Origin of the sequence: Escherichia sp. E3659, assembly GCF_005781135.1 — a bacterium.
In the GTDB taxonomy this organism is placed as follows: Bacteria; Pseudomonadota; Gammaproteobacteria; order Enterobacterales; family Enterobacteriaceae; genus Escherichia.
In genome coordinates this window covers 199,770-215,341 of the sequence record NZ_VATQ01000015.1, presented here as the reverse complement: position 1 = coordinate 215,341, position 15,572 = coordinate 199,770, and the positions used below count along the sequence as shown (strand labels likewise).

Here is a 15,572-nt window from a genome sequence, read left to right as displayed (position 1 = left end):
ATGGTTAAGGTTTATGCTCCGGCTTCCAGTGCCAATATGAGCGTCGGGTTTGATGTGCTCGGGGCGGCGGTGGTGCCTGTTGATGGTTCCTTGCTGGGAGATGTAGTGACGGTTGAGTCAGCAGAACGCTTCAGTCTCAACAATCTTGGACGGTTTGCAGGCAAGCTACCGTCAGAACCGCAGGAAAATATCGTTTATCAGTGCTGGGAGCGTTTTTGCCAGGAAGTGGGTAAGCAAATTCCGGTGGCGATGACCCTGGAAAAGAATATGCCGATCGGTTCTGGCTTAGGTTCCAGCGCCTGTTCGGTGGTCGCGGCGCTGGTGGCGATGAATGAACACTGCGGTAAGCCGCTCAATGATACCCGCCTGCTGGCCTTGATGGGCGAACTGGAAGGGCGTATCTCCGGCAGCATTCATTACGACAACGTGGCACCGTGCTTTCTTGGCGGCATGCAGTTGATGATCGAAGAAAACGGCATCATCAGCCAGCAGGTACCAGGATTTGATGAGTGGTTATGGGTGCTGGCGTATCCGGGGATTAAAGTCTCGACGGCAGAAGCACGGGCTATTTTACCGGCGCAGTATCGCCGCCAGGATTGCATTGCTCACGGGCGACATCTGGCAGGCTTCATTCACGCCTGCTATTCCCGCCAGCCTGAACTTGCCGCGAAGCTGATGAAAGATGTTATCGCTGAACCCTATCGTGAACGTTTATTGCCAGGCTTCAGGGAAGCACGTCAGGCGGTCGCGGAAATCGGTGCGGTAGCGAGCGGTATCTCCGGCTCGGGGCCGACCTTGTTCGCCCTGTGCGATAAACTGGATACCGCCCAGCGAGTTGCCGACTGGTTAGGTAAGAATTACCTGCAAAATCAGGAAGGTTTTGTTCATATTTGCCGGCTGGATACGGCGGGCGCACGAGTACTGGAAAACTAAATGAAACTCTACAATCTGAAAGATCACAATGAGCAGGTCAGTTTTGCGCAAGCCGTAACGCAGGGATTGGGCAAAAATCAGGGGTTGTTTTTCCCTCATGAGCTACCGGAATTCAGCCTGACCGAAATTGATGAGATGCTGAAACTGGATTTCGTCACTCGCAGCGCGAAGATCCTCTCGGCGTTTATTGGTGATGAGATCCCACAGGAAGTTCTGGAAGAGCGCGTGCGTGCGGCATTCGCTTTCCCGGCTCCGGTTGCCAAAGTTGAAAATGACGTCGGTTGTCTGGAGTTGTTCCACGGGCCAACGCTAGCATTTAAAGATTTCGGCGGTCGCTTTATGGCGCAAATGCTGACCCATATTGCGGGCGATAAGCCAGTGACTATTCTGACTGCGACTTCCGGCGACACCGGAGCAGCAGTGGCTCACGCTTTCTACGGTTTACCGAACGTTAAAGTGGTCATCCTTTACCCGCACGGCAAAATCAGTCCACTGCAAGAAAAACTGTTCTGTACGCTGGGTGGCAATATTGAAACCGTCGCCATCGACGGCGATTTTGATGCTTGCCAGGCTCTTGTTAAACAGGCGTTCGATGATGAAGAACTAAAAGTGGCGTTGGGACTGAACTCTGCTAACTCTATTAACATCAGTCGTTTGCTGGCGCAGATTTGCTATTACTTTGAAGCCGTGGCGCAGTTGCCACAGGAAGCGCGTAACCAGCTAGTTGTTTCAGTGCCGAGCGGAAACTTCGGCGATTTGACGGCAGGATTGCTGGCGAAATCACTCGGTCTGCCGGTGAAACGTTTTATTGCTGCCACTAACGTTAACGATACGGTGCCGCGTTTCCTGCACGACGGGCAGTGGGCGCCTAAAGCTACCCAGGCGACATTATCCAATGCGATGGATGTCAGCCAGCCAAACAACTGGCCGCGAGTGGAAGAGTTGTTCCGCCGTAAAATCTGGCAACTGAAGGAGCTGGGTTATGCGGCGGTGGATGATGAAACCACCCGGCAGACAATGCGTGAGTTAAAAGCACTGGGCTATACCTCGGAACCGCATGCTGCCGTGGCTTACCGTGCGCTGCGTGACCAACTTCATCCGGGAGAATATGGCCTGTTCCTCGGCACCGCGCACCCGGCGAAGTTTAAAGAGAGCGTGGAAGTGATTCTTGGTGAAACGCTGGAACTGCCAAAAGAGCTGGCAGAACGTGCTGATTTACCCTTACTTTCACATAGTCTGCCTGCCGATTTTGCTGCGCTGCGCAACCTCATGATGAATCATAATTAATATCCATTAAATTCCGAAAAAATAGCCGGGCTTGTGTTTATACAGCTCGGCTTTTTTGTGGAGAAAATATGAGAAAAATCGACAGAAAAAAAGGAGAAATTTTCAATAAATGCGGTAACTTAGATTGGATAATGACAACGAGGATTCTTTTACCGTAAGCTCCTTATATCGGCCCATAACTGGCAATGATAATAAGGAGTCACCTGTGAAAAAGATGCAATCTCTCTTACTCGCATTTTCCCTGATTCTGGTTGCTCCTATGGCAGCGCAGGCTGAGGAAATAATGCTGGTGCCATCAGTAAAGTTACAGATTGGCGATCGTGATTATCGCGGTTTCTACTGGGATGGCGGTTACTGGCGTGACCACGACTGGTGGCACAGAAATTATGAATGGCGAGGCAATCGCTGGCACCCATACGGACTGCAGCCGCACTATAATAATCATCGCGATCATCGTGACGATCATCGTCATGATCACCGGGATGATCATTATCCGGGGCCTGGCAGACATCACCGCTAAATATAAATGCCGGATGACCTCCGGCATTTACCGCAAACTTAACGCAGTTCGTAGCGTTTAAACACCAGTTCGCCATTGCTGGAAGAGGCTTCATCGAAGAAGTAACCTTCACTGTTAAAACCTGTCAGTTGCTCTGGCTTGGTCAGGCGATTTTTAATGATAAACCGACTCATCAGGCCACGCGCTTTTTTAGCATGGAAGCTGATGACCTTAAACTTGCCGTTCTTCTCATCGAGGAATACCGGCTTGATTATCTCGGCATTTAATTTCTTCGGTTTCACTGATTTAAAATACTCATCTGACGCCAGGTTAATCACCACCTGATCGCCTTGTGCTTCGAGCGCTTCGTTTAGCTTGTTGGTGATCACATCCCCCCAGAACTGGTACAGGTCTTTACCCCGCGCATTCTCAAGCCGGATCCCCATCTCCAGACGGTATGGCTGCATTAAATCGAGCGGGCGCAGTACGCCGTACAAACCGGAAAGCATACGTAAATGCTGCTGGGCAAAAGCGAAATCTTCTTCACTAAAGGTTTCGGCTTGCAAGCCGGTATAGACATCGCCTTTAAATGCCAGAATTGCCTGCCGGGCATTCTCTGGCGTGAAATCTGGCTGCCAGTCATGAAAGCGGGTAGCGTTGAGATCGGCCAGCTTGTCACTGATTTTCATCAGCTTGCCAATCTGCGGTGCCGTTAGTTTTCGCGCTTCATGGATAAGCTGTTGGGAGTTGTCTAACAGCTCCGGCAGCGTGTAGCGTGTGGTGGCCAAAGGGCTTTGATAATCAAGTGTTTTAGCAGGTGAAATCAGAATCAACATATCCAGTCCTTGCAGGAAATTTACTGCGACTGTAGCAAAAAAAGTGGATGAGTTGATCGATAGTTGTGATTACTCCTGCGACAAATCATCCCACGCATCAGGGGACAGTTGCTGACTGATATCCGGGTAGCGCAGCGGATCAAACACCGGACGTACGCCGAGTTTACGTTGGCGCAGATAATCGCTGGCAATGATATGCACCACGGGGGAAAGCAGCAAAATCGCTGTCAAATTGGTGATTGCCATGCAGGCCATAATAATATCGGCCAGTTGCCACATTAGAGGAAGGCTCAGTAGGGTACCGCCAATGACCGTAACAAAGATACAGATACGCAGACTCCAGATAGCTTTCCGGTTGTTCAGCCGTAAAAAGAAGAGATTATTTTCGGCATAAATGTAGTTGGCGACGATCGAGCTGAAGGCAAATAGAATCACCACTATCGTGACAAATTCTGCCCCCCAGGAACCCATTAATACACGCATCGCTTTCTGAATGAGTTGGATACCTTCCAGTGGCAAATAGGTGGTGCCGTTACCAGCCAGCAATATCAGCATGGCGCTTGCCGTACAAATCACCATCGTGTCGATAAAGATGCCGATCATCTGGACAATACCTTGCGCTGCCGGATGCGGTGGCCATGATGCCGCCGCCGCTGCTGCGTTCGGTGTTGATCCCATCCCCGCCTCATTGGAAAACATACTGCGCTGAAAGCCGTTAGTAATCGCCTGACTCAGGGTATAACCCGCCGCGCCGCCTGCCGCTTCCTGCCAGCCAAAGGCGCTTTCAAAAATAGACCAAATAACGTGTGGAAGTTGCCCGATATTCATTGCGCAAATGACCAGGCTGGTGAGTACCCAGATTAACGCCATAATAGGGACAAACCATTGCATTAGCCGGGCGACGCCATGAATGCCGTGAGTTATCGCCAACAGAGTAAAAATGGCGAGAATGACACCCGTTACTAACGGAGGGAAATCAAATGCAAAACTCATCGCGCGCGCGACAGCATTTGCCTGAACTCCGCTGAAAATCAGTCCGTAGGCGATGAGCAAAAAGACGGCGAACAGAACGCCCATCCAGCGCATCCCTAACCCACGCGCCATATACCATGCCGGTCCGCCGCGAAACTGCCCATTGACGTCACGTTCTTTATAAAGCTGGGCAAGGGAACATTCGGCAAAAGAGGTCGCCATGCCAATAAATGCGGCAACCCACATCCAGAAAACGGCACCCGGCCCACCTGCGGTGATAGCCAGCGCAACGCCTGCCAGGTTGCCGCTGCCGACACGTGCGGCGAGACTGGTACACAATGATTGAAAAGAAGTTAAACCGCCTCGTTGCGGATGAATGCTATTTTTAAGACTTTTGCCAAACTGACGAATATAGCGAAATTGAACGAACCCAGAACGAAAAGTGAACCAACAGCCTGCGCCGAAGAGCAGGTAGATCATCACTGATCCCCATAGTACGTTGTTAATAAAAGAGAAAAAATCAGGCATTCGTATCCCTCTTGTCGCCGGCGCGCGGTTACATTCCTGTGTAAACGTTACCAATTGATTAAGAATTATATACGATGTGCATTGGTTGATAACGTCTGTGTAGCATACATGAGGTTTTGTTTAAAAATGGCGGGTGATATCAACGCCATGTCAGAAATCCGAAACAGTCTTGCCTGGTGATAACCCTCTTGTCTGCGGTTGCGCTGTCGTTACGTCGTGATATCATCAGGGCAGACCGGTTACATCCCCCTAACAAGCTGTTTAAAGAGAAATACTATCATGACGGACAAATTGACCTCCCTTCGTCAGTACACCACCGTAGTGGCCGACACTGGGGACATCGCGGCAATGAAGCTGTATCAACCGCAGGATGCCACAACCAACCCTTCTCTCATTCTTAACGCAGCGCAAATTCCGGAATACCGTAAGTTGATTGATGATGCTGTCGCCTGGGCGAAACAGCAGAGCAACGATCGCGCGCAGCAGATCGTGGACGCGACCGACAAACTGGCAGTAAATATTGGTCTGGAAATCCTGAAACTGGTTCCGGGCCGTATCTCAACTGAAGTTGATGCGCGTCTTTCCTATGACACCGAAGCGTCAATTGCGAAAGCAAAACGCCTGATTAAGCTCTACAACGATGCAGGTATTAGCAACGATCGTATTCTGATCAAACTGGCTTCTACCTGGCAGGGTATCCGTGCTGCAGAACAGCTGGAAAAAGAAGGTATCAACTGTAACCTGACTCTGCTGTTCTCCTTCGCTCAGGCACGTGCTTGTGCGGAAGCGGGCGTGTTCCTGATTTCTCCGTTTGTTGGCCGTATTCTTGACTGGTACAAAGCCAATACCGATAAGAAAGAGTACGCTCCGGCAGAAGATCCGGGTGTCGTTTCTGTATCTGAAATCTACCAGTACTACAAAGAACACGGTTATGAAACCGTGGTTATGGGCGCAAGCTTCCGTAACATCGGCGAAATTCTGGAACTGGCAGGCTGCGACCGTCTGACCATCGCACCGGCACTGCTGAAAGAGCTGGCTGAGAGCGAAGGGGCTATCGAACGTAAACTGTCTTACACTGGTGAAGTGAAAGCGCGTCCGGCGCGTATCACTGAGTCCGAGTTCCTGTGGCAGCACAACCAGGATCCAATGGCAGTAGATAAACTGGCGGAAGGTATCCGTAAGTTTGCTGTTGACCAGGAAAAACTGGAAAAAATGATCGGCGATCTGCTGTAATCATTCTTAGCGTGACCGGGAAGTCGGTCACGCTACCTCTTCTGAAGCCTGTCTGTCACTCCCTTCGCAGTGTATCATTCTGTTTAACGAGACTGTTTAAACGGAAAAATCTTGATGAATACTTTACGTATTGGCTTAGTTTCCATCTCTGATCGCGCGTCCAGCGGCGTTTATCAGGATAAAGGCATCCCTGCGCTGGAAGAATGGCTGACATCGGCGCTAACCACGCCGTTTGAACTGGAAACTCGCTTAATCCCCGATGAGCAGGCGATCATTGAGCAAACGTTGTGTGAGCTGGTGGATGAAATGAGTTGCCATCTGGTGCTGACAACCGGCGGTACTGGCCCGGCGCGCCGTGACGTAACGCCCGATGCGACGCTGGCAGTAGCGGACCGCGAGATGCCTGGCTTTGGTGAACAGATGCGCCAGATTAGCCTGCATTTTGTGCCAACTGCGATCCTTTCGCGCCAGGTGGGCGTGATCCGCAAACAGGCACTGATCCTTAACTTACCCGGTCAGCCGAAGTCTATTAAAGAGACGCTGGAAGGCGTGAAGGATGCCGAGGGTAAGGTCGTGGTGCACGGTATTTTTGCCAGCGTACCGTACTGCATTCAGTTGCTGGAAGGGCCATATGTTGAAACGGCACCGGAAGTGGTTGCAGCATTCAGACCGAAGAGCGCAAGACGAGAAGTTAGCGAATAAAAAAATCCCCCCAGGCGGGGGGATCAGACTGATGACAAACGCAAAACTGCCTGATGCGCTACGCTTATCAGGCCTACGATCTTCCTGCAATATATTGAATTTGCACGATTTTGTAGGCCTGGTAAGGCGTTCACGCCGCTTCCGGCATGAATAAAGCGCACGTTGTCAACAATCTGATATCCCCCGAGCGGGGGATATCAAGCAATTAGTGGGATTCACCAATCGGCAGAACGGTGCGACCAAACTGCTCGTTCAGCACTTCGCCCATCGCCAGATAGATTGCGCTGGCACCGCAGATCAGACCAATCCAGCCGGCAAAGTGGATGATCGCGGCGTTACCGGCAATGTTACCGATCGCCAGCAGGGCAAACAGCACGGTCAGGCTAAAGAAAACGAATTGCAGAACGCGTGCGCCTTTCAGCGTGCCGAAGAACATAAACAGCGTAAACACGCCCCACAGACCCAGGTAGACACCAAGGAACTGCGCATTTGGCGCATCGGTCAGGCCCAGTTTCGGCATCAGCAGAATCGCAACCAGCGTCAGCCAGAAAGAACCGTAAGAGGTGAAGGCGGTTAACCCGAAAGTGTTGCCTTTTTTATACTCCAGCAGACCAGCGAAAATTTGCGCGATGCCGCCGTAGAAGATGCCCATGGCAAGAATAATACCGTCCAGAGCGAAATAACCCACGTTGTGCAGGTTAAGTAGAATGGTGGTCATGCCGAAGCCCATCAGGCCCAGCGGTGCCGGATTAGCCAACTTAGTGTTGCCCATAATTCCTCAAAAATCATCATTGAATGAATGGTGAAATAATTTCCCTGAATAACTGTAGTGATTTCAGGGCGCGGCATAATAATCAGCCAATGGAGTAGTGTCCATGATCTTTTGAGGGGAAAATGAAAATTTTCCCCGATGTGAGGGATTAGGCCTGAGTGGCGCTGACAATTCGACGCAGGCAGGCAATTTGCAGGACCGCCGGAATAGTAACGCGATAGGCGCTACCGCTGACAGCTTTAACTCCGTTTAATGCCGCGCCCACCGGGCCTCCTAGCCCCGCGCCGCGCAGCAAACCATGCCCGAGAACGCTCATTGCTGCGTGGGTGCGTAAAATGCGGGTAAGTTGGCTGGAAAGCAGATGCGACACGCCTTTTGCCAATAATTTGTCTTTCATCAGCAGCGGTAATAGCTCTTCCAGCTCGTTGACTCTGGCATCGACTGCCTTGAGAAATTCCTGCTTATGTTCCTCGTCCATTTTCTTCCAGGTATTGCGCAGAAATTGCTCCAGTAACTGTTGCTCAATTTCAAACGTAGACATCTCTTTGTCGGCTTTTAGCTTCAGCCGTTTTGAGACGTCGAGCAAAATGGCCCGGTACAGTTTGCCGTGTCCGCGAAGTTTGTTAGCGATACTATCGCCGCCAAAATGCTGTAATTCTCCGGCAATTAGCTGCCAGTTGCGGCGATGTTGCTCGGGATGCCCTTCCATCGATTTGAACAGTTCATTACGCATCAGAACGCTGGAGAGTCGAGTTTTGCCTTTTTCGTTATGGGTGAGCAAACGGGCGAAATTGGTCAGTTGCTCCTCACTACAATGTTGGAGAAAATCCAGATCTGAATCATTCAGGTAATTAACATTCATTTATTGTGGCTTCTCTGTTCAAGCGTTAATCGTCGCCGATAATTTTCAGCGTGGCCATATCGGACGAGTTCACGGTATGACCGGAAAAGGTGATTTTTGACACGCAACGTTTGTTGTCGTTATCGCTGTTAATGTTGATCCAGTTGGTGGTTTGCCCTTCTTTAATTTCGGCGGGAACATTCAGGCTTTGACTGGCGCTACGGGCGGCTTTGAAATAAACCGACGCGCCGCTCAACTGTAAATCGCCGTGGTCGGCGGTGAGCTGGATACGTTTTACGATGCGGCAAACGGGGAGTTTCAGCGCCAGATCGTTGGTTTCGTTACGCGGCATCGCAATGACGCCGAGGATTTTATGGTCGTTAGCTTGCGCCGTGCAGCACAACATAAGGCCAAGTACCAGGCTGGCGGAAATCGTAAAAACGGATTTCATAAAGATTCTCTTAGCGGGGAGCTGTAGGGGATGAATAACCACTAGTTTACTGCTGACGAAAAGAAGATTCAGGTATGTAATCTTTTCTTTTTATTACAATTTTTTGGTGAATGCCTTGTATTGAATTCATTCTTTATATGAATGAAATTGCCGTCTGTTTCATGTCTTCTTTTGGCATATCACGAAATTTCTGCGCAAAAGCACAAAAAATTTTTGCATCTCCCCCTTGATGACGTGGGTTACGACCCCATTTAGTAGTCAACCGCAGTGAGTGAGTCTGCAAAAAAATGAAATTGGGCAGTTGAAACCAGACGTTTCGCCCCTATTACAGACTCATACCACATGATGACCGAATATATAGTGGAGACGTTTAGATGGGTAAAATTATTGGTATCGACCTGGGTACTACCAACTCTTGTGTAGCGATTATGGATGGCACCACTCCTCGTGTGCTGGAGAACGCCGAAGGCGATCGCACCACGCCTTCTATCATTGCCTATACCCAGGATGGTGAAACTCTGGTTGGTCAGCCGGCTAAACGTCAGGCAGTGACGAACCCGCAAAACACCCTGTTTGCGATTAAACGCCTGATTGGCCGCCGCTTCCAGGACGAAGAAGTACAGCGTGATGTTTCCATCATGCCGTTCAAAATTATTGCTGCTGATAACGGCGACGCATGGGTCGAAGTTAAAGGCCAGAAAATGGCACCGCCGCAGATCTCTGCTGAAGTGCTGAAAAAAATGAAGAAAACCGCGGAAGATTACCTGGGCGAACCGGTAACTGAAGCTGTTATTACCGTACCGGCATACTTTAACGATGCTCAGCGTCAGGCAACCAAAGACGCAGGCCGTATCGCTGGTCTGGAAGTAAAACGTATCATCAACGAACCGACCGCAGCTGCGCTGGCTTACGGTCTGGACAAAGGTACTGGTAACCGTACTATCGCGGTTTATGACCTGGGTGGTGGTACTTTCGATATTTCTATTATCGAAATCGACGAAGTTGACGGCGAAAAAACCTTCGAAGTTCTGGCTACTAACGGTGATACCCACTTGGGTGGTGAAGACTTTGACAGCCGCCTGATCAACTACCTGGTTGAAGAATTCAAGAAAGATCAGGGCATTGACCTGCGCAACGACCCGCTGGCAATGCAGCGCCTGAAAGAAGCGGCAGAAAAAGCGAAAATCGAGCTGTCTTCCGCTCAGCAGACCGATGTTAACCTGCCGTACATCACTGCAGATGCGACCGGTCCGAAACACATGAACATCAAAGTGACTCGTGCGAAACTGGAAAGCCTGGTTGAAGACCTGGTAAACCGTTCCATCGAGCCGCTGAAAGTTGCACTGCAGGACGCTGGCCTGTCCGTATCTGATATCGACGACGTTATCCTCGTTGGTGGTCAGACTCGTATGCCAATGGTTCAGAAGAAAGTTGCTGAGTTCTTTGGTAAAGAGCCGCGTAAAGACGTTAACCCGGACGAAGCTGTAGCAATCGGTGCTGCTGTTCAGGGTGGTGTTCTGACTGGTGACGTAAAAGACGTACTGCTGCTGGACGTTACCCCGCTGTCTCTGGGTATCGAAACCATGGGCGGTGTGATGACGACGCTGATCGCGAAAAACACCACTATCCCGACCAAGCACAGCCAGGTGTTCTCTACCGCTGAAGACAACCAGTCTGCGGTAACCATCCATGTGCTGCAGGGTGAACGTAAACGTGCGGCTGATAACAAATCTCTGGGTCAGTTCAACCTGGATGGTATCAACCCGGCACCGCGCGGTATGCCGCAGATCGAAGTTACCTTCGATATCGATGCTGACGGTATCCTGCACGTTTCCGCGAAAGATAAAAACAGCGGTAAAGAGCAGAAGATCACCATCAAGGCGTCTTCTGGTCTGAACGAAGATGAAATCCAGAAAATGGTACGCGACGCAGAAGCGAACGCCGAAGCTGACCGTAAGTTTGAAGAGCTGGTACAGACTCGCAACCAGGGCGACCATCTGCTGCACAGCACCCGTAAGCAGGTTGAAGAAGCAGGCGACAAACTGCCGGCTGACGACAAAACTGCTATCGAGTCTGCGCTGACTGCACTGGAAACTGCTCTGAAAGGTGAAGACAAAGCCGCTATCGAAGCGAAAATGCAGGAACTGGCACAGGTTTCCCAGAAACTGATGGAAATCGCCCAGCAACAACATGCCCAGCAGCAGACTGCCGGTGCTGATGCTTCTGCAAACAACGCGAAAGATGACGATGTTGTCGACGCCGAGTTTGAAGAAGTCAAAGACAAAAAATAATCGCCCTATAAACGGGTAATTATACTGACACGGGCGAAGGGGAATTTCCTCTCCGCCCGTGCATTCATCTAGGGGCAATTAAAAAAAGATGGCTAAGCAAGATTATTACGAGATTTTAGGCGTTTCCAAAACAGCGGAAGAGCGTGAAATCAAAAAGGCCTACAAACGCCTGGCCATGAAATACCACCCGGACCGTAACCAGGGTGACAAAGAGGCCGAGGCGAAATTTAAAGAGATCAAGGAAGCTTATGAAGTTCTGACCGACTCGCAAAAGCGTGCGGCATACGATCAGTATGGTCATGCGGCGTTTGAGCAAGGCGGCATGGGCGGTGGCGGTTTTGGCGGCGGCGCAGACTTCAGCGATATTTTTGGTGACGTTTTCGGCGATATTTTTGGCGGTGGGCGTGGTCGTCAACGTGCGGCGCGCGGTGCTGATTTACGCTATAACATGGAGCTCACCCTCGAAGAAGCTGTACGTGGCGTGACCAAAGAGATCCGCATTCCGACTCTGGAAGAGTGTGACGTTTGCCACGGTAGCGGTGCAAAACCAGGTACGCAGCCGCAGACCTGTCCGACCTGTCATGGTTCTGGTCAGGTGCAGATGCGCCAGGGCTTCTTTGCCGTGCAGCAGACCTGTCCACACTGTCAGGGCCGCGGTACGCTGATCAAAGATCCGTGCAACAAATGTCATGGTCATGGTCGTGTTGAGCGCAGCAAAACGCTGTCCGTTAAAATCCCGGCAGGGGTGGACACCGGGGACCGCATCCGTCTTGCGGGCGAAGGTGAAGCGGGCGAACACGGCGCACCGGCAGGCGATCTGTACGTTCAGGTACAGGTTAAACAGCACCCGATTTTCGAGCGTGAAGGCAACAACCTGTATTGCGAAGTCCCGATCAACTTCGCTATGGCGGCGCTGGGTGGCGAAATCGAAGTGCCGACCCTTGATGGTCGCGTCAAACTGAAAGTGCCTGGCGAAACCCAGACCGGTAAGTTGTTCCGTATGCGCGGTAAAGGCGTCAAGTCTGTCCGCGGCGGTGCGCAAGGTGACTTGCTGTGCCGCGTTGTTGTCGAAACACCGGTAGGCCTGAACGAGAAGCAGAAACAGCTGCTGCAAGAGCTGCAAGAAAGCTTCGGTGGCCCAACCGGCGAGCACAACAGCCCGCGCTCAAAGAGCTTCTTTGATGGCGTGAAGAAGTTTTTCGACGACCTGACTCGTTAACCTCCCCAAAAGCCTGCCCGTGGGCAGGCCTGGGTAAAAAAATAGGGTGCGTTGAAGATATGCGAGCACCTGTAAAGTGGCGGGGATCGCTCCCCGCCGTTGCTCTTACTCGGATTCGTAAGCCGTGAAAACAGCAACCTCCGTCTGGCCAGTTCGGATGTGAACCTCACAGAGGTCTTTTCTCGTTACCAGCGCCGCCACTATGGCGGTGATACAGATGACGATCAGGGCGACAATCATCGCCTTATGCTGCTTCATTGCTCTCTTCTCCTTGACCTTACGGTCAGTAAGAGGCACTCTACATGTGTTCTGCATATAGGGGGCCTCGGGTTGATGGTAAAATATCACTCGGGGCTTTTCTCTATCTGCCGTTCAGCTAATGCCTGAGACAGACAGCCTCAAGCACCCGCCGCTATTATACCGCTCTCTTTAACCCACTCAGTTTTATCGATTCTAATCCTGAAGACGCCTCGCATTTTTATGGCGTAATTTTTTAGGGATTTAATTATTTAACTTTAATTTATCTCTTTATCGCAATTATTGACGATAAGCTGGATTATTTTTGAAATATTGTCCTAACAAACAACGCCGACTGACAACAAATTAATTATTACTTTTCCGAATTAATCCCTCAGAAATCTTGACCTTAAGCTATGATTATCATGGCTTAAGGTCATCAGCCACCGCTTTCGAGCGCCAAAAACACTTCCTCTGCTGGTGACTTAATCTTCTTTATAGATCGTAAAAAGCGAATTATTCCTACACTATAATCTGATTTTAACGATGATTTGTGCGGGGTAAAATAGTTAAAACGATCTATTCACCTGAAAGAGAAATAAAAAGTGAAACATCTGCATCGATTCTTTAGCAGTGATGCCTCGGGAGGCATTATTCTCATCATTGCCGCTGTTCTGGCGATGATTATGGCCAACAGCGGCGCAACCAGTGGATGGTATCACGACTTTCTTGAGACGCCGGTTCAGCTCCGGGTAGGTTCTCTTGAAATCAATAAAAACATGCTGTTATGGATAAATGACGCGCTAATGGCGATATTTTTCCTGTTAGTTGGTCTGGAAGTTAAACGCGAGCTGATGCAAGGATCGCTGGCCAGCTTGCGCCAGGCTGCGTTTCCGGTTATTGCCGCAATCGGCGGGATGATTGTCCCGGCATTGCTCTATTTGGCCTTTAACTACGCCGATCCTATCACACGTGAAGGGTGGGCAATCCCGGCTGCGACTGACATTGCCTTTGCCCTTGGTGTGCTGGCGTTATTGGGAAGTCGTGTACCGTTAGCACTGAAGATCTTTCTGATGGCGCTGGCTATTATCGACGATCTTGGAGCCATCATAATCATCGCCTTGTTTTACACTAATGACTTGTCGATGGCTTCTCTTGGCGTTGCAGCTGTAGCAATTGCGGTGCTCGCGGTGCTCAACATTTGTGGTGTTCGCCGTACGGGAGTTTATATTCTGGTCGGCGTGGTGCTGTGGACCGCAGTGTTGAAATCAGGTGTCCACGCAACGCTGGCAGGTGTCATTGTCGGTTTCTTTATTCCATTGAAAGAGAAGCATGGCCGTTCTCCGGCGAAGCGCCTGGAGCATGTATTGCATCCATGGGTGGCTTATCTGATTTTGCCGCTGTTTGCTTTTGCCAATGCCGGCGTTTCTCTGCAAGGCGTGACGTTGGATGGCCTGACCTCCATCCTGCCATTAGGGATCATCGCCGGTTTGCTGATTGGCAAGCCGTTGGGTATTAGTTTGTTCTGCTGGTTGGCGCTGCGTTTGAAACTGGCTCATTTGCCAGAGGGAACCACTTATCAGCAAATTATGGCGGTTGGGATCTTGTGCGGTATCGGTTTTACTATGTCTATCTTTATCGCCAGCCTGGCTTTTGGTAGCGTAGATCCAGAACTGATTAACTGGGCGAAATTGGGCATTCTGGTTGGCTCAATCTCTTCGGCGGTAATTGGATATAGCTGGTTACGCATTCGTTTACGTCCATCAGTTTGACAGGACGATGTACCGGGGAGCCATAAATGGCTCCCTTTTCATTCTTATCAGGGAGAGAAATGAGCATGTCTCATATCAATTACAACCACTTGTATTACTTCTGGCATGTCTACAAAGAAGGTTCTGTGGTTGGCGCAGCGGAGGCGCTTTATTTAACACCACAAACCATTACCGGGCAGATCCGGGCGCTGGAAGAGCGCCTGCAAGGGAAACTATTTAAACGTAAAGGACGTGGTCTGGAACCCAGCGAACTGGGGGAACTGGTCTATCGCTACGCCGATAAAATGTTCACCTTAAGCCAGGAAATGCTGGATATCGTCAACTATCGCAAAGAGTCCAACTTATTGTTTGATGTTGGTGTGGCAGATGCACTTTCCAAACGCCTGGTCAGCAGTGTTCTGGATGCCGCAGTTGTGGAAGACGAGCAGATCCATCTACGCTGTTTCGAATCGACGCACGAGATGCTTTTAGAGCAGTTGAGTCAGCATAAACTGGATATGATCATCTCTGACTGTCCGATCGATTCCACTCAGCAGGAAGGGCTGTTTTCCATGAAAATTGGCGAGTGTGGTGTCAGTTTCTGGTGCACTAACCCGCTGCCAGAAAAGCCGTTTCCTGCCTGTCTGGAAGAGCGTCGCTTACTTATTCCGGGGCGTCGCTCAATGTTGGGACGCAAGCTATTAAACTGGTTTAACTCTCAGGGCTTAAACGTTGAAATTCTGGGGGAGTTTGATGATGCGGCGTTGATGAAAGCCTTTGGGGCGACGCATAACGCTATTTTCGTTGCCCCTTCGCTGTACGCCAATGATTTTTATAATGATAATTCGGTTGTGGAGATAGGGCGAGTTGAGAACGTCATGGAAGAGTACCACGCCATTTTTGCCGAAAGGATGATTCAACACCCTGCGGTACAGCGTATTTGCAATGCCGATTACTCTGCGCTGTTTATGCCTGTCGCGAAATAACCATTTGTACTTTGCAGGCTGCAGTTTGGGCCTG

At 50.4% G+C, this 15,572-nt stretch carries 15 protein-coding genes; 9 read left to right on the top strand and 6 right to left on the bottom strand.

All coding sequences use genetic code 11. From position 1 onward, the window contains the following. From thrB to FEK47_RS13045, 3 genes are all read left to right on the top strand, one after another. A complete protein-coding gene (gene thrB / locus FEK47_RS13055) occupies nt 1-933 on the top strand; it encodes a homoserine kinase (RefSeq protein ID WP_135486697.1) in 933 nt (310 codons plus the stop codon). Then, nucleotides 934-2,220, top strand: a complete 1,287-nt coding sequence (gene thrC, locus FEK47_RS13050; protein WP_130217504.1) for a threonine synthase — start codon at nt 934-936, stop codon at nt 2,218-2,220. 205 nt (nt 2,221-2,425) lie between these two features. Then, on the top strand, nt 2,426-2,740 hold the full coding sequence (locus tag FEK47_RS13045) for a DUF2502 domain-containing protein (protein WP_130217502.1): 315 nt from the start codon (nt 2,426-2,428) through the stop codon (nt 2,738-2,740). A gap of 38 nt (nt 2,741-2,778) precedes the next feature. Here FEK47_RS13045 and yaaA read toward each other — a convergent pair whose 3' ends face one another. Both yaaA and FEK47_RS13035 read right to left on the bottom strand, forming a co-directional pair. Beyond that, on the bottom strand, nt 2,779-3,555 hold the full coding sequence (gene yaaA / locus FEK47_RS13040) for a peroxide stress protein YaaA (RefSeq protein WP_130204817.1): 777 nt from the start codon (nt 3,553-3,555) through the stop codon (nt 2,779-2,781). Between the two features lie 69 nt (nt 3,556-3,624). After that, entirely contained in the window at nt 3,625-5,055 is a 1,431-nt protein-coding gene (locus tag FEK47_RS13035) for a sodium:alanine symporter family protein (RefSeq protein WP_135486696.1), read from the bottom strand. Between the two features lie 279 nt (nt 5,056-5,334). Here FEK47_RS13035 and tal point away from each other — a divergent pair, with 279 nt between their 5' ends. Continuing rightward, nucleotides 5,335-6,288 carry a transaldolase gene (gene tal / locus FEK47_RS13030; protein WP_000130187.1) on the top strand — a complete coding sequence of 318 codons (954 nt, stop codon included), beginning with the start codon at nt 5,335-5,337 and terminating at the stop codon, nt 6,286-6,288. Between the two features lie 114 nt (nt 6,289-6,402). After that, on the top strand, nt 6,403-6,990 hold the full coding sequence (mog, locus tag FEK47_RS13025; RefSeq protein ID WP_130204821.1) for a molybdopterin adenylyltransferase: 588 nt from the start codon (nt 6,403-6,405) through the stop codon (nt 6,988-6,990). Between the two features lie 205 nt (nt 6,991-7,195). On the opposite strand, the gene satP is transcribed toward mog, so the two are convergent. The 3 genes from satP to FEK47_RS13010 all read right to left on the bottom strand — a co-directional run bounded on the left by satP (nt 7,196) and on the right by FEK47_RS13010 (nt 9,054). Beyond that, nucleotides 7,196-7,762, bottom strand: a complete 567-nt coding sequence (satP, locus tag FEK47_RS13020; protein WP_000528538.1) for an acetate uptake transporter — start codon at nt 7,760-7,762, stop codon at nt 7,196-7,198. 148 nt (nt 7,763-7,910) lie between these two features. Further along, complete coding sequence (gene msyB / locus FEK47_RS13015) at nt 7,911-8,624, bottom strand: acidic protein MsyB (RefSeq protein ID WP_130217496.1); 714 nt, start codon at nt 8,622-8,624, stop codon at nt 7,911-7,913. A 25-nt stretch (nt 8,625-8,649) separates the two neighbouring features. Beyond that, entirely contained in the window at nt 8,650-9,054 is a 405-nt protein-coding gene (locus FEK47_RS13010) for a DUF2541 family protein (protein ID WP_130221672.1), read from the bottom strand. A 374-nt stretch (nt 9,055-9,428) separates the two neighbouring features. Here FEK47_RS13010 and dnaK point away from each other — a divergent pair, with 374 nt between their 5' ends. Together dnaK and dnaJ are read left to right on the top strand one after the other, a co-directional pair. Then, nucleotides 9,429-11,345 (top strand): molecular chaperone DnaK, encoded by a 1,917-nt coding sequence (dnaK, locus tag FEK47_RS13005; protein ID WP_000516135.1) that lies wholly within the window; start codon nt 9,429-9,431, stop codon nt 11,343-11,345. 88 nt (nt 11,346-11,433) lie between these two features. Next, complete coding sequence (dnaJ, locus tag FEK47_RS13000) at nt 11,434-12,564, top strand: molecular chaperone DnaJ (protein WP_001118464.1); 1,131 nt, start codon at nt 11,434-11,436, stop codon at nt 12,562-12,564. A 105-nt stretch (nt 12,565-12,669) separates the two neighbouring features. On the opposite strand, the gene mokC is transcribed toward dnaJ, so the two are convergent. After that, a complete protein-coding gene (mokC, locus tag FEK47_RS12995; RefSeq protein ID WP_199852567.1) occupies nt 12,670-12,822 on the bottom strand; it encodes a type I toxin-antitoxin system toxin MokC in 153 nt (50 codons plus the stop codon). 584 nt (nt 12,823-13,406) lie between these two features. Between mokC and nhaA the strand changes: the two genes are divergently transcribed. Together nhaA and nhaR are read left to right on the top strand one after the other, a co-directional pair. After that, a complete protein-coding gene (nhaA, locus tag FEK47_RS12990; RefSeq protein WP_000681376.1) occupies nt 13,407-14,573 on the top strand; it encodes a Na+/H+ antiporter NhaA in 1,167 nt (388 codons plus the stop codon). A gap of 59 nt (nt 14,574-14,632) precedes the next feature. Next, entirely contained in the window at nt 14,633-15,538 is a 906-nt protein-coding gene (gene nhaR / locus FEK47_RS12985; RefSeq protein WP_135486694.1) for a transcriptional activator NhaR, read from the top strand. Nucleotides 15,539-15,572: the final 34 nt, after the last annotated feature.

Coding starts and splice junctions, on each gene's coding strand:
- thrB (WP_135486697.1), top strand. CDS start 1: ATGGTTAAGGTTTATGCTCCGGCTTCCAGTGCCAATATGAGCGTCGGG.
- thrC (WP_130217504.1), top strand. CDS start 934: ATGAAACTCTACAATCTGAAAGATCACAATGAGCAGGTCAGTTTTGCG.
- yaaA (WP_130204817.1), bottom strand. CDS start 3,555: ATGTTGATTCTGATTTCACCTGCTAAAACACTTGATTATCAAAGCCCT.
- FEK47_RS13035 (WP_135486696.1), bottom strand. CDS start 5,055: ATGCCTGATTTTTTCTCTTTTATTAACAACGTACTATGGGGATCAGTG.
- tal (WP_000130187.1), top strand. CDS start 5,335: ATGACGGACAAATTGACCTCCCTTCGTCAGTACACCACCGTAGTGGCC.
- mog (WP_130204821.1), top strand. CDS start 6,403: ATGAATACTTTACGTATTGGCTTAGTTTCCATCTCTGATCGCGCGTCC.
- satP (WP_000528538.1), bottom strand. CDS start 7,762: ATGGGCAACACTAAGTTGGCTAATCCGGCACCGCTGGGCCTGATGGGC.
- msyB (WP_130217496.1), bottom strand. CDS start 8,624: ATGAATGTTAATTACCTGAATGATTCAGATCTGGATTTTCTCCAACAT.
- FEK47_RS13010 (WP_130221672.1), bottom strand. CDS start 9,054: ATGAAATCCGTTTTTACGATTTCCGCCAGCCTGGTACTTGGCCTTATG.
- dnaK (WP_000516135.1), top strand. CDS start 9,429: ATGGGTAAAATTATTGGTATCGACCTGGGTACTACCAACTCTTGTGTA.
- dnaJ (WP_001118464.1), top strand. CDS start 11,434: ATGGCTAAGCAAGATTATTACGAGATTTTAGGCGTTTCCAAAACAGCG.
- mokC (WP_199852567.1), bottom strand. CDS start 12,822: ATGAAGCAGCATAAGGCGATGATTGTCGCCCTGATCGTCATCTGTATC.
- nhaR (WP_135486694.1), top strand. CDS start 14,633: ATGAGCATGTCTCATATCAATTACAACCACTTGTATTACTTCTGGCAT.